20 protein-coding genes and 2 pseudogenes are annotated in these 16564 nt (G+C 69.9%); 10 read left to right on the forward strand and 12 right to left on the reverse strand.

The genetic code is table 11. The features are described from left to right. Window positions 1-3 precede the first annotated feature (3 nt). Entirely contained in the window at window positions 4-579 is a 576-nt protein-coding gene (locus IF20_RS19590; protein WP_052866543.1) for a TerD family protein, read from the reverse strand. Between the two features lie 145 nt (window positions 580-724). On the opposite strand from IF20_RS19590, the pseudogene IF20_RS40555 reads away from it, so the two are divergent. Together IF20_RS40555 and IF20_RS39265 are read left to right on the forward strand one after the other, a co-directional pair. Beyond that, window positions 725-946, forward strand: a pseudogene (locus IF20_RS40555) (ArsR/SmtB family transcription factor); the annotation flags it as partial. A 192-nt stretch (window positions 947-1138) separates the two neighbouring features. Then, the gene (locus IF20_RS39265) at window positions 1139-1552 is read left to right on the forward strand and encodes a tellurite resistance TerB family protein (RefSeq protein WP_052866647.1); all 414 of its coding nucleotides are present in this window, start codon (window positions 1139-1141) and stop codon (window positions 1550-1552) included. A gap of 29 nt (window positions 1553-1581) precedes the next feature. Here IF20_RS39265 and IF20_RS19600 read toward each other — a convergent pair whose 3' ends face one another. Together IF20_RS19600 and IF20_RS19605 are read right to left on the reverse strand one after the other, a co-directional pair. Continuing rightward, entirely contained in the window at window positions 1582-1845 is a 264-nt protein-coding gene (locus IF20_RS19600) for a GlsB/YeaQ/YmgE family stress response membrane protein (RefSeq protein WP_052866544.1), read from the reverse strand. 184 nt (window positions 1846-2029) lie between these two features. Further along, window positions 2030-2230 (reverse strand): hypothetical protein, encoded by a 201-nt coding sequence (locus tag IF20_RS19605; RefSeq protein ID WP_052866545.1) that lies wholly within the window; start codon window positions 2228-2230, stop codon window positions 2030-2032. A gap of 410 nt (window positions 2231-2640) precedes the next feature. Between IF20_RS19605 and IF20_RS19610 the strand changes: the two genes are divergently transcribed. Together IF20_RS19610 and IF20_RS19615 are read left to right on the forward strand one after the other, a co-directional pair. Beyond that, window positions 2641-2898, forward strand: coding sequence for a hypothetical protein (locus tag IF20_RS19610; RefSeq protein WP_052866648.1), 258 nt, complete (start codon window positions 2641-2643; stop codon window positions 2896-2898). Then, the gene (locus IF20_RS19615; protein ID WP_199896667.1) at window positions 2895-3275 is read left to right on the forward strand and encodes a PIN domain-containing protein; all 381 of its coding nucleotides are present in this window, start codon (window positions 2895-2897) and stop codon (window positions 3273-3275) included. The genes IF20_RS19610 and IF20_RS19615 overlap by 4 nt, the downstream gene beginning before the upstream one ends. Window positions 3276-3626: 351 nt before the next feature. On the opposite strand, the pseudogene IF20_RS37970 reads toward IF20_RS19615, so the two are convergent. From IF20_RS37970 to IF20_RS19625, 3 genes and pseudogenes are all read right to left on the reverse strand, one after another. Beyond that, window positions 3627-4082: pseudogene (locus tag IF20_RS37970) on the reverse strand (methyltransferase domain-containing protein); the annotation flags it as partial. A gap of 237 nt (window positions 4083-4319) precedes the next feature. Continuing rightward, the gene (locus tag IF20_RS19620; protein WP_199896668.1) at window positions 4320-4889 is read right to left on the reverse strand and encodes a hypothetical protein; all 570 of its coding nucleotides are present in this window, start codon (window positions 4887-4889) and stop codon (window positions 4320-4322) included. Window positions 4890-5081: 192 nt separating this feature from the next. Beyond that, window positions 5082-6539: a peptide MFS transporter gene (locus IF20_RS19625; protein ID WP_052866650.1), complete on the reverse strand. Its 1458-nt coding sequence runs from the start codon at window positions 6537-6539 to the stop codon at window positions 5082-5084. Window positions 6540-6707: 168 nt separating this feature from the next. Here IF20_RS19625 and IF20_RS19630 point away from each other — a divergent pair, with 168 nt between their 5' ends. Further along, window positions 6708-6998, forward strand: a complete 291-nt coding sequence (locus tag IF20_RS19630; RefSeq protein WP_052866547.1) for a DUF2087 domain-containing protein — start codon at window positions 6708-6710, stop codon at window positions 6996-6998. Here the strand turns inward: IF20_RS19630 and IF20_RS19635 are convergent. Next, window positions 6980-7954, reverse strand: a complete 975-nt coding sequence (locus IF20_RS19635; protein ID WP_052866548.1) for a DMT family transporter — start codon at window positions 7952-7954, stop codon at window positions 6980-6982. The two genes, IF20_RS19630 and IF20_RS19635, sit on opposite strands and share 19 nt — an antisense overlap. A 103-nt stretch (window positions 7955-8057) precedes the next feature. Here IF20_RS19635 and IF20_RS19640 point away from each other — a divergent pair, with 103 nt between their 5' ends. The 3 genes from IF20_RS19640 to IF20_RS19650 all read left to right on the forward strand — a co-directional run bounded on the left by IF20_RS19640 (window position 8058) and on the right by IF20_RS19650 (window position 12244). After that, window positions 8058-8894 (forward strand): AraC family ligand binding domain-containing protein, encoded by an 837-nt coding sequence (locus IF20_RS19640; RefSeq protein ID WP_052866549.1) that lies wholly within the window; start codon window positions 8058-8060, stop codon window positions 8892-8894. A gap of 365 nt (window positions 8895-9259) precedes the next feature. Continuing rightward, entirely contained in the window at window positions 9260-10786 is a 1527-nt protein-coding gene (gene proP, locus IF20_RS19645; RefSeq protein WP_052866550.1) for a glycine betaine/L-proline transporter ProP, read from the forward strand. Window positions 10787-11041: 255 nt separating this feature from the next. Then, entirely contained in the window at window positions 11042-12244 is a 1203-nt protein-coding gene (locus IF20_RS19650; RefSeq protein ID WP_234426737.1) for a hypothetical protein, read from the forward strand. A 25-nt stretch (window positions 12245-12269) separates the two neighbouring features. Here IF20_RS19650 and IF20_RS19655 read toward each other — a convergent pair whose 3' ends face one another. The 3 genes from IF20_RS19655 to IF20_RS19665 all read right to left on the reverse strand — a co-directional run bounded on the left by IF20_RS19655 (window position 12270) and on the right by IF20_RS19665 (window position 13720). After that, window positions 12270-12626, reverse strand: coding sequence for a DUF397 domain-containing protein (locus IF20_RS19655; RefSeq protein WP_052866551.1), 357 nt, complete (start codon window positions 12624-12626; stop codon window positions 12270-12272). 75 nt (window positions 12627-12701) lie between these two features. Beyond that, window positions 12702-12911 carry a DUF397 domain-containing protein gene (locus IF20_RS19660; RefSeq protein ID WP_030620476.1) on the reverse strand — a complete coding sequence of 70 codons (210 nt, stop codon included), beginning with the start codon at window positions 12909-12911 and terminating at the stop codon, window positions 12702-12704. Continuing rightward, window positions 12908-13720: a helix-turn-helix domain-containing protein gene (locus IF20_RS19665; protein WP_052866652.1), complete on the reverse strand. Its 813-nt coding sequence runs from the start codon at window positions 13718-13720 to the stop codon at window positions 12908-12910. The genes IF20_RS19660 and IF20_RS19665 overlap by 4 nt, the downstream gene beginning before the upstream one ends. A gap of 128 nt (window positions 13721-13848) precedes the next feature. Between IF20_RS19665 and IF20_RS19670 the strand changes: the two genes are divergently transcribed. Continuing rightward, window positions 13849-14328: an ATP-binding protein gene (locus IF20_RS19670; RefSeq protein ID WP_324605582.1), complete on the forward strand. Its 480-nt coding sequence runs from the start codon at window positions 13849-13851 to the stop codon at window positions 14326-14328. 72 nt (window positions 14329-14400) lie between these two features. Here the strand turns inward: IF20_RS19670 and IF20_RS19675 are convergent, their stop codons facing one another. Both IF20_RS19675 and IF20_RS19680 read right to left on the reverse strand, forming a co-directional pair. After that, window positions 14401-15177: a class I SAM-dependent methyltransferase gene (locus tag IF20_RS19675; protein ID WP_052866553.1), complete on the reverse strand. Its 777-nt coding sequence runs from the start codon at window positions 15175-15177 to the stop codon at window positions 14401-14403. A gap of 176 nt (window positions 15178-15353) precedes the next feature. Beyond that, window positions 15354-15932, reverse strand: coding sequence for a TetR/AcrR family transcriptional regulator (locus tag IF20_RS19680; RefSeq protein ID WP_052866554.1), 579 nt, complete (start codon window positions 15930-15932; stop codon window positions 15354-15356). Window positions 15933-16023: 91 nt separating this feature from the next. On the opposite strand from IF20_RS19680, the gene IF20_RS19685 reads away from it, so the two are divergent. Then, on the forward strand, window positions 16024-16470 hold the full coding sequence (locus tag IF20_RS19685; protein ID WP_052866555.1) for a DUF1772 domain-containing protein: 447 nt from the start codon (window positions 16024-16026) through the stop codon (window positions 16468-16470). Window positions 16471-16564: the final 94 nt, after the last annotated feature.

Raw genomic sequence — 16564 nt, forward strand, 5'->3', positions numbered from 1 at the left:
GGGTCAGACGTTGACGCCGAAGTCGGTGGCGATGCCGGCGAGGCCGGAGGCGTAGCCCTGGCCGACGGCGCGGAACTTCCACTCCGCACCGTGCCGGTACAGCTCGCCGAAGACCATCGCCGTCTCCGTGGCGGCGTCCTCGCTCAGGTCGTACCGGGCGATCTCCTGCCCGTCGGCCTGGTTGACCACCCGGATGTAGGCGTTGCGCACCTGGCCGAAGTTCTGCGCGCGGGCCTCGGCGTCGTGGATGGAGACCGGGAAGACGACGCTCGCCACGTCCGCGGGCACGGCGGCGAGGTTCACCTTGATCTGCTCGTCGTCGCCCTCGCCCTCGCCGGTGAGGTTGTCGCCGGTGTGCTCGACCGAGCCGTCCGGGCTCTTGAGGTTGTTGTAGAAGACGAAGTGCTGGTCGGAGGCGACCTTGCCGGACGCACCGCACAACAGGGCGCTGGCGTCGAGATCGTGGTCGGTGCCGGTGGTGGTGCGCACGTCCCAGCCCAACCCGATGACGACCGCGGTCAGCCCCGGCGCTTCCTTGCTGAGTGAGACATTGCCGCCCTTGGCCAGGGAAATCGCCACGTCGTTCTCCTCCGCTGGTGGTGTGTGATGCTCAGCAAAATCTACATGACTGTAGAAGTTGCCGGCGTGGTCGCCCATGCGGGCCGGAGGCGGCGCCGGCCGCATGAGAAGGTGAACGTTGCCACGCGACCATGAGGAGGCGGCGATGGACGAGGCGACGGCGGTCTTCCTCAAGGCACTCGCGAGCGACACCCGGCAGCAGATGCTGGCGCAGTTCTCAGGCGTCGGCGAACTCACCGCGGGCGAGATCGCCGAACGCAGCGGACTGCGTCCCTCCACCGCCTCCGAGCACCTGCGGCTGCTGCACCGCGGCGGGCTGGTCGACGCCCGCAAAGAGGGCAAGCAGATCTACTACCGGATCGACAGCCCCGCGGTGGACCGGCGGCTGACGGTGCTGCGCGACTACCTCGACCACTGCCGGATACCGCCGGGGGAGGCGGGTGAGGCGAGTGGCACGGAGGACGGGCACGGGAGCACGCACGCGGACGCATCCGACCGCGGCCGTACGGCGGGCGGGCGCCACACCGTGTGGAACCGCCTCAAGGAATCCGTCGCGGCGATGCAGGCGCAGCTCGTCGCGCGCAAGAACGAGTTGCGCAGCGGCGCGTTCCGGGACGCCAGCATGGCGATGTGCGCACTGGTCGCCGCCGCCGACGGCATCATCGACCCGGCGGAACGGCGCCGGGTCGCGCAACTCATCGCCACCAACGAGGTGCTGCAGCACTTCGAGGCGGAGGACCTGCAACGCCTTTTCGAGGCGAACCTCGACCTGCTGACCCCCGACTTCGGCGCGGGCACGGCCGCCGTACTGCACGAGGTGGCGAAGGTGAGGAAGCCGGCCGAGGCCCGGGCCGTCGTACAGATCGGCATCGTCATCGGCGTGGCCGACGGCGAGTTCGTCGAGAGCGAGCAGGCCGTCGTGCGCGAGGCGTGCCGCGCATTGGGGCTGACGCCCCGGGAGTTCGGCCTGTGAGCCCCGGCCGGGGCTCACATCGGTAACGGTCAGCGGCGCGCCAGTGCGCGGTCCAGGGCGGTCACCCCGATGGCCGCCAGGGCGATCTGGATGATCCATTCGATCCAGTCCACGCCCCTGGTGGCGGCGACGCCCAGGCGCATCGCGACCCACGCGCCGACGAACGCGGCGACGATGCCGATCAGCATCGTCCACAGAATTCCGATGTGCTGGCGTCCCGGGACGACGAGCCTGCCCAGGGCACCGATGACAATGCCGATCACGATGGCGCCGATGATGCTCGAAGGTTCCATGCCCGTTCTCCCGTCACCCGGCGTGTGCCCTTACGTGTGCCCCCGGTCCCCGCCCCCACTCGCCCGAACCCACCCCGGGATCGGGCGCTTGCCCGCCCCTGGCCCCTCTTTCCGCCACTCCTGTGCCGTTCCGTTCGGCCTCAGTTTTCTGTGGTTGGCACCACTCCAGTGGGCGCCTGAACGGTCATGAACCCCCGCCCTCGCCCATCAGCGTCATGACGGTGTTCGTCGCGGTGCCGATCAGCGCCACTATGGCGCCGAGGCTGGCCAGACCGGTGAGGGTGTTGGGGAAAAGCTCACCGATTCGGCGGCGCACGCCCGGGTGGAGCAGGAGGTCGCGGCCTCGCTGCCACTTGTGTTGCTCCAGATGGCAGCCGACCGACACCTGGGATGCCCTACCGGCCAGCGAGCCGCTGAACCGACTGGCTCGCCTGACCGACCTGAAGTGCCTGGGGCTGGAGAGCTACGCCTCTGACCTGCAAAGATGACACGACATGTTCCCTCGGGGTGTACGGCAGTGAACTGTGGCGTAAGCGACCTGTGGCGTATCACGTCGGACGCTCCGGGAGGCTGCCGGTTGCCTCGCGCAGTTTCCCGACAGCACCTGGGCGTTTCCTGGGTGGAGAATTCAGCAGAACCGATCTCAGCAATTCACCCGTGGGGATATTGGGCCTCGCGGCCGCTCGCTTCGGGCGGGCTGTCCCGGTCCGGCGCCAACCGCGCCGATTGAGGGCGCGGGTCAGGGCCGATAGGGTGCGGGTACGTACCCGTACCCATCAGAGAGGCCGCGTGATCGTGTCCGACGCCAACGTCCGCATCCCCGAGAAAGCCAAGGAACGGCTTGCCGCCATCGCAGCGAGTGAGGGCCTTTCCTTGAGGGCCTACCTCGCTCGCCTCGCCGAGACCATGCTCACCCCGCAGGAGCGGGCGGAGCGCGCCGAGCAGGCCCGCATCGCGCTGCAGAAGTGGAACGGCTACAGCCCGACCACGGCGCAAGAGCAGCACCTGGACGATGAGCTGGACCGTCGCCTGGCGCAGGCGGCCGGCCGGTGAGTGAAGCGACGCACATCGTCTTCGACGACACGGCCATGGCAGCCGCCGGCCAGGGCAACCTGCTCGCCTCCCGGCTGATCCACCGGGCACACACGGAGCCGGGCTGGTTCCTGTACGCCCCGGCCTGCGCACTCGTCGAAGCCGACCGTGCCCGGCCGGGCACGGCTGAACATCTCGCCGCGCTGCCGGGCGTCACCGTGCTCGATCTCGATCTTCCCGCTGCCCTGGCAGTGGCCCGCCAGGACACCTGGGCGGCCGTTCACACCCATTACGCGGCGCAGCCCACCGCCGACCGGCCCGACGGAGCGATCGTTGCCACCACCGCCCCCGAGCGGTGGCACGGCCAGCCGGTACGCGTACTGGATCTCACCCCCTGAAGGAGGCGGAGACCCGGGGTCGGCGCGCAGGAAGTCACACCAGCCACTGATCCGCGAAGCTTTGAAAAAAGATGAGGGACGTGGAGCCGCGGCCGTAGCAACACCTTCGAGAAGGCGACGTTGTCGATGAACCGCGCGCCGGCAGTGAGCGGCGGCACGACCTCGAAGCGCGCAGGTTCGATGCGATTCGCGATGCTGCAGGACACCCGTGTGGCGCCGCCCGCCCCGGCGAGCGAGTAGCCGGCCGCCACGTGCAAACGGACCTCCGTGGTCCCCCTGGACATAGACCTTCATCGGGTGCCCGCCGTAGCCCTCAGTTTTCAACCGCGATTCATTGCCGACATGGAAGCTGAGCAGCAAGAGCCCACCGGGCCGAAGCACGCGACGGAAATGCGCGAGAACAGAGCTGATCTCGTCGTCAGGAATGTGGATCAGTGAGTACCAGGCGACCAGGCCACTCACCGAGGCATCGGCCAAGGTGAGGTCCGTCATGGAACCGAGAACGAACCGCACATCGGGGTGATCACGACGGGCCACATCGATCATTCCAGGTGACAGATCGATGCCGAACGCGTCCAGGTCCAGCTTCCGCAAGTGGCCTGTGATCCTGCCTGTCCCGCACCCCACGTCCACGACTGGCCCGTTGTCTTGGGCACGCACCAGGTCGGCAAACAGAGCCAGGACAGCGCGTTCTTCGGGCGTCTCGTCCAAGAGGTGCCGTGTCAGCTCCGCGTAACTTTCAGCGACGGTGTCATAAGACGTCCGCGTATCTGCCAGCCAGTCAGCCGAGTTCGGTCCGGTCTCCACCGACCGCAGGCTACCCAAGTCATCAAGCGGCGTGACGGATCAGTTCAGAGAACGCGCTCGGACGCATTCCTCGCCGGGTACTCGGTACGGCGCCGACGGGTCACTGGACCGCCACACATCGCCCGAGCACGAGCCCCGGGGTTGCAGCGGTCGGGAAGAGATCCGCCGTTGCCTGCGCCAGCAGTGACATCGCCACGCCCCACAGCCAGTAGGCGGCGAGCAGCGTGTGTGAGACGCCTAAGCGGTGTCCCCGTCGTACGCGTTGTCCCACCGATTCATCCGTACGCAGCCGCAGGTGCCCGTCGCGACGATCAGTGCGGCCAGGCCGGCGACGACCCCTCCGTACGAGCTGGACGGCATCTCGTCCGCCGGGCCGGCCGCTCCCTCGGGGTCGTACAGCACGGTCAGTTCGTCTCCGGGCCCGACCCGTTCCGCATCACAGCCGTCACCCTCTCCCAGCAGGGGAGAGATCTCCTGGCCGTCGCGGGTGCGCAGGGTGCACTTGTCGCTCTTGCGGTCCTCGACCTTGGCCACGACGGCCTTGGTCCAACGACCGCGCTCCTGCAGGGCGTGATCGTCGCCGGCCCCGTAGGCGAGGAACGCGATTCCGACTGCGGCGATGAGGGTGACGGTGAGCTCCCAGGCCACCTTCCGCTTCTTCCGAGGGACGCGGCGGAACCAGAAGACCGGTACCAGGATGAGCGCCAGGGGAATCAACAGTGCGGAGACGAGCATGCCCGTGCCGCGCAGGAGGGCCGGCAGGGGTACCACCGGCCCGAGCCACATCCAGGCAACCGATATGCCCACCAACGCACTGTTGAACACAAGCCAGTGAACGGGGCCGGTACGACGTCGTGGAGGATCCTGCTCGGTCGGCCGTGCCGCTCGGTCGGCTCCTGCCGCAAGCCCGCGCATGTTCGTGTCCCCCGCCATGTTCTTCCTCTGCGTCGCTGTTCGCCCGTGGACGGCTGAGCGTACGCGGTGGAAGGCCCACCCTGTTCAGGCCGGTCCTCGGGTTGCCGAGACGCGGCGGGTGAGTGCGGGGGACGTGGCCAGGAGGAGGAGGCCGAGGGCCGCGCTCACGCCGCCGATCGCGGCGAAGTACTGCGCGGCGTGCTGGCGGTCGTAGAGCCGTACGAGCTGGGCGGAGATGCCTTGGGCCGCGGCGTTGGAGGCGAGCCAGAGACCCATCGTGCGGCCGCCGAACGCGGCGGGTGCGAGGCTGGTCGTCACCGATAGGCCGATGGGGGAGAGCAGGATCTCGCCGACGGTGACGACGGTGAAGCTGGCGAAGAGCCAGAGCGGGTTGCTGGGGCCGGATTGCAGTGCCGGGTGAATGAGCAGCGCGTACGAGAGTCCGGCCAGTACGAGACCGAGGCCGAACTTCGTGGGGGCGCCGGGCTGCCGCGGGCCGAGGCGCATCCACAGCGCGGCGGCGAACGGGGTGAGGCAAATCAGCACGAAGGACCCGGTGGACTGGAACCAGGAGGAGGGGATCCGGAAGCCCAGCGCGTCCAGGTCCGTGCTCTGATCGGCGTACTGGGCCAGCACGCTCGCTCCCTGCTCCTGGATGAGCCAGAAGAACACCGCGGCGACGAAGAGCGGCAGGTAGGCCCGGACCCCGGCCCGCTCGCGGGCGGTCGTGCGCGGGCTGCGCAGCATGTGCGTGAACAGCACGACCGGCAGGGCGACGGCCAGCACGCTGATGAGGTCGACGATCAGGTCGGGGGTGAGCAGGTCGCGCGCGGTGAGGACCGCGATGGCGGCTGTCAGGGCGACGAGGGCCGCCGCCGCTCCCACGACCGGACCCCGGCGCAGGTCCGCGCGGCGGAGGGGGTTGGCCGGGCGGAGGTCCGCCACGCCGAGATGGCGCCGGCCGCGTACGTAGACCAGCAGGCCCACCGCCATCCCGACGGCGGCGACGCCGAACCCGAGGTGGTAGTCGTAGCGTTGGCCCAATGTGCCGACCACGAGCGGCGCGAGTACGGCACCGACGCTGATGCCCATGTAGTACAGGCTGAAGCCGGCGTCCCGGCGGGAGTCGTCCGGGCCGTAGAGGTTCCCCACGGACGTGGAGACGTTGGGCTTGAGCAGGCCCGTGCCGGCGACGATGCACACCATCGACGCGTACAGCGCGGGCGCCCCGGCCGGCACCGCCAGGCACAGGTGGCCGCACATGATCAGCACCCCGCCGTACAGCGTCCCGCGCCACGGGCCCAGCAGCCGGTCGCTCATCCAGCCGCCCGCGATCGCCGCCAGGTACACGGCCGCGCCGTACACGGCGATCAGCGAGGACGCGGTGGCGCGCGGGATGCCGAGACCGCCGTCGGCGACCCGCTCGTACATGTAATAGAGCAGGATGGCGCGCATCCCGTAGTACGAGAAGCGCTCCCAGGCCTCGGTGAAGAACAGCACCGCGAGCCCTTTGGGGTGTCCGAAGAATCCGGTGTCCGGCACGGACCGGCCCCCGGTCCCGTCCGCGGAACCGGGGGACGTCTTCCGTTGTGCCGCACGTGGATCCGTCATCTCGTCGCGCCTCCGTTCGCCCGGTGGCGTCTCTGGTGCCCGTTCGTCACCCGGATATTGCGTTGCCGGGGTGACATCCCGCGCGAGAGAGTCCCGGGCATGACCGAGACCACCGAGACCGACGACACGACCGGCAGCGCGCGGGACGTGGCCGCCCTCTTCTCGCACGGGCGCCTCACGGCGATCCCGCGGAAGACCGCCCGGCGGCGGCAACTGCTGGCGCACCTCGCGGAGACGCTGTTCGAGCCGGGCCGCGACTACACCGAGCGCGAGGTCAACGACGCGCTGCTGACGGTCCACGAGGACTGCTCGGCGCTGCGCCGGTACTTGGTCACGGACGGCCTGCTGACCCGTACCAGGGACGGCAGCAGTTACCGACGGGCCGGCTGACCGGCGGGGGCGGCCGCGGGCGCTGCGGGGGCGGCCGTGCGGCGCCACGGCAACCGGCCCTGCGTCGCGGCGAGGACGGCGCCGCACAGCAGGACCACCGCGCCCGCCGCCTGCACCGCGCCGAGGGACTCGCCGAGGAACAGCGTGCCGCAAAGGGTGTTGACGACCGGGACGGTGAACATCATCAGCGAGGCCGAGGCGGGGCCCACCGCGCCCACTCCGCGGTAGTACAGGAGGTTGGCGACGGCGGCGGCGCCCAGCGCGAGGAACGCGACGTTCAGCCAGACGCCCGAGGGCAGTTCATGCCAGCGCACGTCCGGTACGGCGGGCGCGGCGACGAACCCCAGCAGGACGGCGCCCGCGCAGGTGGCGTACGTCGTGGCGCGCAGCGGGTCGACGCCGGCGAGCACCCGCGGCCCGGCGAGCGTGTACGCGGCCCAGCACCCCGCGCTGAGCAGGAACAGCGCGTCCCCGGCGAGCCGCGAGGGGCTTCCCTGGGCGCTGCCGCCGGCCCCCAAGAAGAAGATCACCGCTCCGGTCAGCCCCAGCACCAGCCCCGCGAGCCGCGCCCACGAAGCCCGTTCGCGCTTCGTGACCAGCAGGAACAGGCTGGTGAGGACCGGGCTCAGCACCGGTATGAGGATGCCCGCGTCGAGCGAGGGCGCGAGCGAAAGCCCCCAGAAGAACGCGCTGTTGTACGCGAAGACGCCGAGGACGCCCGCCAGCGCCGCGCGCCGGCCCGCACCCCGCGGCGCCCGCGCCGCCTCCCGCCGGTCGCCCAAGAAGTACAGCGCCGCCAACAGGGCGAGCGCGGCGCCGCCGAAACGGAGCAACGCGGCGACCTCGTGCGGAAGGTATTCCACCACCGACTTGGAACTGGCGAAGGCGCTGCCCCACAGCACCATCGTCACCGACAACATCAGATACGGGCTGTGCACGCCCTTCTTCGCTGGCATGCCCCGACTCTGCCCGCCGGCCCCCGGCCCCGTCTTGAACGCTGGTGCGCACCCGGCGGTGACCTGTGACCTGGCCGGTCGGCGCCCGCGCGATAATGCGTCCATGGCGACGCAGGGCAGCTGGGTGCGGTACTGGCGGGACGGCACCCGCCCCGTGGAGGCCATGCACGCGCACTTCCGCGACCACGTCTACCCGCCGCACAGCCACGACACGTACTCCTTCGGCATCACCGACGCCGGCGCGCAGCGCTTCCGCTGCCGCGGCGGGGCCCACACCAGCGGCGCGGGCATGGTGATGGCGTTCAATCCGGAGGAGGTGCACGACGGGCGGGCCGCGGCGGAGCTGGGGTACCGGTACCGCATCGTGCACATCGGGCCGTCCGTGGTGAGCGACGTCCTCGCCGACGCCACCGACGGCCGGTCCGGCGCCCTGCCGTTGTTCCCGCTCCCCGTGCTGACGGACCCGCTGCTCGCGGACGCGCTCGCCCGGCTGCACGCCGCGCTGGCGGGCACCACCGATCCGCTGGTCCGCGACGAGCGCCTGACCGCCGCCGTCACCGCGATGACCCGCCGCGGCGCCATCGGGGCCCGGCCCGCCGCGTTCCCCGTCCGGACGCCGACCGACCGGGCGCGGCGCGAGGCGGCGCGGCGGGCGCGTGCGTTCCTGGACGAGCGGTACCTGGACCCCGTGCCCGCCGAGGAGCTGGCGGCGGCGGCCGGCTGCAGCCGGTTCGCGCTCTACCGCGCCTTCCGCGCCGAGTACGACCTCGCCCCCAGCGACTACCGGCGCCAACTGCGCCTGCGCCGGGCCCGCTCACTGCTGCGCGCCGGGGTGTCCCCGGCCGACGCCGCGGCCGCGGCCGGCTTCGCCGACCAGCCGCACTTCACCCGCTGGTTCCAGCGCGTGTACGGGGTGACCCCGGCGGTCTTCCGCGGCTGATCCCGGAGTGCGGCGGGGCGCGCCCGGCTTCCCGCGGCCGATCGGGTGACGGTACGCCGAATCGCTGCGGACCGAACCAAGGTCGTTTGCCTGCGGACACATGGGTAGACGGGGACCGGTGGGAGCTTACGGTATGCACGGCGCGCGAGCTGGCAAACTGTGCCCAGTGGGGCAAAACGGCAATAGGATGACGAAAGCGTGCCAGTCGTGGCGATCATCCGCGCTCCGGACGGCACCCGCCCATGCCACCCGACCGACGACGAGTACGCGGAGCCATGAAACACGGGCAGAACGAACGATCCAGGCAAGCGCGCAAGGGAACGCAGTCCGCCGGGTACGGATCGGGCAGCGTACGGACCGAGCGCATGGTGCGCACACTGCTCCGCCGACGCAAGCGCTCGGTGGACCCCGAGGACGTCACCGTCGTCGACAAACCCCAGGTCAGACGGGCGGTTTCGGCGGCGGCGCTGGGCAACACCATGGAGTGGTTCGACTTTGGTGTCTACGCCTATGTCGCCGCCACCCTCGGCAAGGTGTTCTTCCCCTCCAGTTCGCCCGGCGCGCAGGTCATCTCCACCTTCGCCACGTTCGCCGCGGCCTTCCTGGTGCGACCGCTCGGCGGCCTGGTCTTCGGGCCGCTGGGTGACCGCATCGGCCGGCAGCGGGTGCTCGCCGCCACCATGATCATGATGGCGATCAGTACCTTCGCGGTGGGCTTCCTGCCGAGCTACGACGCCATCGGCCTGGCAGCGCCGCTACTGCTTCTCCTCTGCCGGCTGGTCCAGGGCTTCTCGACCGGCGGCGAGTACGCGGGCGCCACGACGTACATCGCGGAGTACTCACCGGACCGCAAGCGCGGCTTCCTCGGCAGCTGGCTCGACTTCGGCACCTTCGTCGGCTACTCGCTCGGCTCCGGACTCGTCACCGTCCTGACCGCCGTACTGAGCGACGATCAGATGCTCACGTGGGGCTGGCGCATCCCGTTCTACGTCGCCGGGCCGCTGGGTCTGATCGGCCTCTACATGCGCATGAAGCTGGAGGAGACCCCGGCCTTCCAGGAGGTCGAGGCCAAGCACAAGGAGGCGCAGGACGGCGGCGGGGAGGTGGACCCGGTCGAGCAGGCCCGGATGTCGGGCAAGGGCCGGCTGAAGGAGCTGTTCACGCACCACTGGGAGGCCATCCTCATCTGCATGGGCCTGGTGCTGCTCTACAACGTGACCAACTACATGGTCACCTCCTACCTGCCCACCTACATGACCAGCACCCTGGGCGAACCGAGCCTGACCGCCCAGTTGCTCGTCCTCGGCACGATGGTCCTGGTCGTCCTGACGATCACCACCGTCGGACGGTACTCGGACCGCTTCGGCCGCCGCCCCATGTTCCTGTGGGCGGGCACGGCCATGATCGTCCTGGCCATCCCGGCGTTCCTGCTCATCAAGCAGGGCGGCATCCTGTTCCCCGCCATCGGCTGCATCATCCTCGGCCTGCTGCTCGTCTGCTTCGCGGGCACGAGCGCGTCCACCTTGCCCGCGCTCTTCCCCACGCACCTGCGGTACGGCGGCCTCTCCGTCGCCTTCAACGTCTCGGTCTCGCTCTTCGGCGGTACGACTCCGCTGGTGGCCTCGGCGCTGGTGGAGTCCACCGACGACAAGCTGGTGCCCGCGTACTACCTGATGGCGGCGGGCATCATCGGTGTCATCTCGGCATTCTTCCTGCACGAGACGGCCGGCAAGCCGCTCCGCGGCTCCTCGCACATGGTCGAGGACGAAGCACAGGCCCGCCAGCTGGTCGCGCACAGCCGCGTCCGCGCGTCCCGCCGCGCCCGTGAGGTGTGGATCGGCCTCCGCCACGGCCGCCTGCCCTGGCACCATGAGCGGAAGGGCGACGAATAGCCCCATAAGTTCTCCCACGCCTGTGCCCGCCGGTCCTGCCCGACCGGCGGGCACGGATGTACTTCAGGGCAGAGTGCGTACGGGTGACGCGGCAGGGCGGGGTCGGGGCCCGGTCCAGGGACTACGGTGACCGGTGGGACCGCGGCGGCCGAACGGCATGTCGCGGTCGAACGCATGCGCCAGCAGGAAAGTGAGTGGGACTTGGTTACGCGTCGGCGTCTACTGGCACTGTCGGGCGGGGCTCTGGGAGCTCTGGTGGCCGCGGGGTGCTCGACCGGTGAGAAACGCTCAGCGGGGCACGACGCCGGGCAGGAGACCGGTGGCGACACCGGTCATGACGTCACCGGGAGAAGCGCGGCCGCGGCGCCGAGCGGCGCGCTGGGGGCGAACTTCAACGAGGACCCCGACAGCGTGACGTTCGACGAGCTGGGCGACCTCACCACCGGCTGGCTCCGCGGGTTCGTGCCGATGCCCGAGGTCGAGGCCGACGCCACCCAGCAGCGGGCGGTCAAGAAGCTGCTGGACGCCCAGAAGCAGGGCTATCGCACGGTGCTGTCGCTGAAGTTCCCGTACAACGACCGGCCGCTGCCCCGGCCCGACAGCCCGGAGATGACCGACGAGCTGGAGCGGGTCGACCGCGTCCTGCACGCCGTCCTCGACACCGTCGACGTCCTGGCGATCGGCAACGAGCCGTTCATCGAGAGCGTGCAGCAGGACCGCGACTCGGGCGCGCTGAACGCGTTCTACGAGAAGGTCGCCGCACACGTCATCGCGTACCGCAAGAAGCACTTCCCCAAGGGCTGCCGCACCCACCTCTACATGGGCGCGCTCAACTTCCTCGACCAGCCGGACAAGCGCACGAAGGCCACCGACCGCTGGCTGGCCTACGCGCGCGCCACGCCGGAGATCGAGGGCGCGGACATCCACCCCCATGTGGACGGCCCCGAGAAGGTACAGGCCTACCTCGACTACACCTTGCCCCGGCTGCGCAAGGACCAGAAGTTCCTGGTCACGGAGTTCTCCCTGGTGCGGCTGTGGAAGCAGCACCTGACGGACACCGTCCCGGCCGAGTACGCGAGCCGCTACCACCTCGCGCCGGGCACCCCGGTGTGGCAGGTGATCAAGGATGCCCTCGCGGACCCCGTACCGGCGAAGCAGTGGCAGGACTTCCTCGCCATGAGCCCCTGGTTCGAGAACCACAAGCATTTCCTGCGGACCCAGGTGCAGAAGTTCCGGGACACCGGGCAGCTGGCCGTGGCGACGTACGGCGTGACCCAGGCCGCCGCGATGGCCCGGGACTTCGGGCCGAAGAAGGACCCCTGGCTGCTGAACAGCCTCTACGCCAACCGCACGGTGGAGCCGACCGGAAACGGCCTGCCGGCCCACAACTACGGCTTCTTCGACGACTTCCGCGCCCTTCAGCGGCCCCAGGACCGCCGCCCGGTCAAGAAGTCCTGACGCGCACGAAGGCGGCGCCGCGCGGTCACCCCCGCGCGGCGAACGCGACGAATGCCGCCCATCCGGCGGGGCCTATGGACAACACCGGCCCCGCCTTGTCCTTCGAATCACGGACGTGGACTTTGTCGGCGCTCTGTGCCATCTCTACGCATTCGCCGCCTTCACCACTGCTGTAGCTGCTCTTGAACCAGGCCTGTTCGGCGAATTCCACGAAGGCCGTCCATCCGGCAGGGGCTATGGACAACATCGGCCCCGCCTTGTCCTTCGAGTCACGGACGTGGACTTTGTCGGCGCTCTGTGCCACCTCTACGCATTCGCCGCCCGAGCCGGTGCTGTAGCTGCTCTTGAACCAGGCCTGCTCGACGCATTCGTTGACGCTCATCTCGCTCCCAGCAGCTTCTCGACGTGGGTCAGCGACTCTCGGGGGCGGGACGCCGCCCCCTGTTGCCGTGCGCGGTCACCCCCGCGCGGCGAACGCGACGAATGCCGCCCATCCGGCGGGGCCTATGGACAACACCGGCCCCGCCTTGTCCTTCGAGTCACGGATGTGAATCGCTTCCGCGCTCGCCACCATCTCGACACAGTCGCCGCCCTCAGCACCGCTGTAGCTGCTCTTGAACCAGGCCGACTCGGCAACGGTCGTCTGTCCGAGTTCTTCGACGTTCATACCTCTCCCAGCAACTTCTCGACGAAGGCCAGCGACTCACGCGGAGTGAGAGCCTGCGCACGGATGATCCCATAGCGCGCCGCAAGGGCATGGACCGCTTGTCGGTCGGTCACCAGTGTGCTCCGCCCTTGCGCCTCCATGTAAGCGACCTGCTCGCCTCCTCGCCGAGTCAGTACGGTGAAGGGTCCGTCCACCCCGGCGTTGTCCTCTTGGTCGAGTGGCATGACCTGGATCTCGAAGTTGCGCTTCTGGCCGGTGAGCAAGATCTGTTCCAGTTGCCCCCGCTGGACCAGCTTGCCGCCGAGAGGACGTCTCAGCACGGGCTCCTCCACCACGAAGCTCAGTAGAGGGGCAGGTTGCCTATGGAAGATGTCCTTGCGAGCCAAACGTGCGGCGACCCGTTGCTCGATCGTCTCCTCGTCCAGGAGCGGCCGCCGCATTGCCAGGAGGGCCCGTGTGTACTCCTCCGTCTGCAAGAGCCCTTTGACGACATGGGTGTCGTACGAATTCAGCTCAACCGCCTCCGCCTCCAACCGCGCCGCATCGCGGAAGAACGCCGGGTACTGCGCCCGGGCGACCTCCTCCTTGCCGGCCTTCAGGACGCCGCCCGCGTCCAGTACGTCGTCCACCGTGTCGATGAACTTCGGCGGCGGGATGCGGCGGCCCTGCTCGAACGAGGCGATCGTGGACGCGGAGTACCCCGTCAGCGCCCCGAGCCGGCACCGCTCCATCCCCGCGCGCAGGCGGCACAGTTTGAGCTGCTGCCCGAAGACGTGCAGCGTGCCTGAGCCGGGTTCGTACTCGTCCATGTGCCGGTACCTCTCCGCGTCGAGGCACGCGTCGTGCCGCGTACAAGACCTGCGCCGGCGCGTACAGCCCGTACCCGTCAGCGCGTCCCTGCTGGTCACCGTACGCACACGCCGGGAGGGTCTTCCGCATGAACGGAGCAATTCCTCCTTACGTGACAGCGGGACAGCAACCCGCAGCCGGTGAGCGTGACTTCGGTATGCGGTTCACCTCCACCCCTAGAGGCGCACGCCTCGCACGGCGGCTCGTCTCGCACCGGCTCGACGACTGGGGGCACCCGTACGACTCGACGGCCAACGAGGTGGTGACCCTCATCGCCGCCGAGCTGGCCGCGAACGCCGTGCGGCACGGACACGTACCGGGGAGGGACTTCCATCTCCGGCTCACCGAAGAGGGCGGCGACAGGCTGCGTGTCGAGGTGACCGATACCCGTGGTGAGCGGATGCCCGACCCGGTAGTCCCGGTCGCTGGCGGTGTGGCCGATACCCCCGCGGACGCCGAGTCCGGTCGGGGGCTGCTCCTGGTCGCGGCGCTGTCCGACGCCTGGGGGACGCGGCCGCGCGCCGGGGCCCCGGGGAAGACGGTGTGGGCGCAGTACCACGCCCGCTGACCGGTCGTGCGCCGGACTGGACAGCGCCCCGGGACCGCAGGCCGGTCATGAAGCCCTGACGCGCACTGCCGGTCAGGAAGCCGTGACGCGGATCTTGGACTGGCCGTGCCGGCGGGTCTCCCAGTCGTCCATGAAGCGGGCCCGGAGCCCGTGCCGGGCGGCCAGGTCGACGAGGGTCTCGGTGCGGTAGTAGAAGTCCTCGCGCAGGACGTGGTGTTCGCTCCCGGTGGTGCGGTCGAAGGTGAAGTCGAAGAAGCCGCCGGGCGCGAGCACCCGTCCGACGTGGGCCAGGCACTCGTCGATGACCTCGATCGGCGAGTGCGAGAAGACGCTGTGGGCGTGCACGACGTCGAAGTGGGCGTCGGGCAGGAAGTCCAGCGTCAGGTTCTGCGTGATCGTCAGGTGCGGGAGCTTGGCCTGGAGACCCTGGGTGGTCAGCGTCTGCTTGGCCGCGACGAGGATGTCGGGGGAGATGTCGATGCCGTAGTAGTTCCCGGCGTCGAGGTACTCGATGAAGCGCCAGCCCGCGCGGAGGTTGCCGCAGCCGATGTCGAGCATGCGGTACTCCGGCTTCAGGCCGTGCTCGCGGAGGTAGTCGAACTGCATCCGGCCGAGCGCGAGCCACCGGTCGTGCGTCTGGCTCCCGACGGCCGCCTCGGGGTTGCGCCGGGTGTCGGAGGCCATGACCGCCCGGTAGTAGCCGACGTGATCGGGGTGCTTGAAGGCCAGCCAGCGGTCCCGGGCCGCGCGCTTGACGTACGGGCCGATGCGGTGCGGGTGGCCGAGGGCGTACCGCACCTTGTGGGCGAGGGCGGCGCGGTTGGTGACCAGGTTCTTCTTCGAAGCCATGCGGATTTCTCCAACGTCGGGGCGGGGTTCGCCGGATGCCGGGGACTATACATGGCACGTATACATGCGGTGTATAGATGGGTGGGGCTCGCCGCTGGGGGCGGCGGAGCCCGGCCCGGGGCGCGGGGACAGCGGTTGGGAGGTTCTCCTGCCGCGCCGGTCGCCGGGGCGGTGTGTCAGGCCACGGCGAGCCGGTCCACCAGCAGCTCCACCCTCGTCTCGGCCTCCTCCGGCAGCAGCCGTCCCGCCCGGGTCAGGGTCGCAAGGCCGTGCAGGGACGCCCAGAACACCTCGGTGAACAGCCCCGGGTGGACGCCGTCCCCGGCGACCTCGCCCAGGCTCTCCAGTAGCGCGGCGAAGGCGTCCTTCAGCGGCTCCGGGGTGTCCTCCTGCGCGTACGCCAGGCCGCCGTCGAGCTGGAACAAGGCGTCGTAGACCGCCGGGTTGCGTGCGGCGAAGTCGAGGTAGGTGCGGGCGAGCGCGGCGACCCGCTCGCGCGGGCCGTCCGCGGCGGAGGTCGCGGCACGCACCGCCGCGGCCAGCTCGGCGGCGCCCTCCAGGGCGACGGCGCCGATGATCTCCCGCTTGCCGCGGAAGTGGCTGTAGAGGACGGGCTGGCTGTACTCGATGCGCTCGGCGAGCCGGCGGGTGGTGACCGCGTCCCAGCCCTGCTGCTCGGCGAGTTCGCGGGCTGTCGCCACGATGAGGCGCTCGCGCTCCGCCCGCTCGCGCTGCTTGCGTTCCTGTACCGACATGACATGAATCCTAGCATCGCTAGACAAGCAAGCGGCGGCAGCGCTAGCGTTGCATCGTCAGCTAGCAACGCTAGTTCTCGGGAGGGGCAACATGCTCAGCGCACTTGAGGTCGTCACCATCGTGGTCGTCGGCGTGATGGTGGGGGTGGAGTTCTCCGTCGCCTTTGTCATGATCCCGATCCTCAACGCACTGCCCGAGGACAGTGGCCAACTCGGCCACGCTCACGGGGGCCGGATGCTCGGCGCCGTGATGCCGTTCTGGTACATCGGCTCGCTCGTCCTCGTCGCGGCCTGGGCCGTCGCCGGATGGCACCACCGCGGTACCGGCCTCGTCGTCACCGCCGGCGCGCTGCTGATCCTCACCGTGATCATGTCGCTCCTGCTGCTCGTCCCGATCAACAACCGGAACAAGACGTGGACCCCCGACAACCGGCCCGCCGACTGGAAAGAGCAGACGAACCGCTGGAGCCGCTACCACTACGTCCGCGTCGCCGCCATCATCGCCGCCTTCGCCCTGCTCGTCGCCGCCCTCACCTGAGCCGGTGGGCCGACACCGCACCGGTGGCGCACCACTTCCCCTCCCCGGGCGACGGCCGGCCACCGACATTCCGACACCCCGCAAGGAGAAGAAC

It is taken from the genome of Streptomyces niger (assembly GCF_000718305.1).
GTDB classification, from domain to species: Bacteria; Actinomycetota; Actinomycetes; order Streptomycetales; family Streptomycetaceae; genus Streptomyces; species Streptomyces niger.

What these genes read in the sequence shown, in the direction of transcription:
- IF20_RS19660 (WP_030620476.1), bottom strand. Translation starts at nt 12,911, where the DNA reads ATGAACGTCGAAGAACTCGGACAGACGACCGTTGCCGAGTCGGCCTGG.
- IF20_RS19670 (WP_324605582.1), top strand. Translation starts at nt 13,849, where the DNA reads ATGAACGGAGCAATTCCTCCTTACGTGACAGCGGGACAGCAACCCGCA.
- IF20_RS19630 (WP_052866547.1), top strand. Translation starts at nt 6,708, where the DNA reads ATGACCGAGACCACCGAGACCGACGACACGACCGGCAGCGCGCGGGAC.
- IF20_RS19640 (WP_052866549.1), top strand. Translation starts at nt 8,058, where the DNA reads ATGGCGACGCAGGGCAGCTGGGTGCGGTACTGGCGGGACGGCACCCGC.
- IF20_RS19635 (WP_052866548.1), bottom strand. Translation starts at nt 7,954, where the DNA reads ATGCCAGCGAAGAAGGGCGTGCACAGCCCGTATCTGATGTTGTCGGTG.
- IF20_RS19680 (WP_052866554.1), bottom strand. Translation starts at nt 15,932, where the DNA reads ATGTCGGTACAGGAACGCAAGCAGCGCGAGCGGGCGGAGCGCGAGCGC.
- proP (WP_052866550.1), top strand. Translation starts at nt 9,260, where the DNA reads ATGGTGCGCACACTGCTCCGCCGACGCAAGCGCTCGGTGGACCCCGAG.
- IF20_RS19675 (WP_052866553.1), bottom strand. Translation starts at nt 15,177, where the DNA reads ATGGCTTCGAAGAAGAACCTGGTCACCAACCGCGCCGCCCTCGCCCAC.
- IF20_RS19665 (WP_052866652.1), bottom strand. Translation starts at nt 13,720, where the DNA reads ATGGACGAGTACGAACCCGGCTCAGGCACGCTGCACGTCTTCGGGCAG.
- IF20_RS39265 (WP_052866647.1), top strand. Translation starts at nt 1,139, where the DNA reads ATGCAGGCGCAGCTCGTCGCGCGCAAGAACGAGTTGCGCAGCGGCGCG.
- IF20_RS19685 (WP_052866555.1), top strand. Translation starts at nt 16,024, where the DNA reads ATGCTCAGCGCACTTGAGGTCGTCACCATCGTGGTCGTCGGCGTGATG.
- IF20_RS19655 (WP_052866551.1), bottom strand. Translation starts at nt 12,626, where the DNA reads ATGAGCGTCAACGAATGCGTCGAGCAGGCCTGGTTCAAGAGCAGCTAC.
- IF20_RS19600 (WP_052866544.1), bottom strand. Translation starts at nt 1,845, where the DNA reads ATGGAACCTTCGAGCATCATCGGCGCCATCGTGATCGGCATTGTCATC.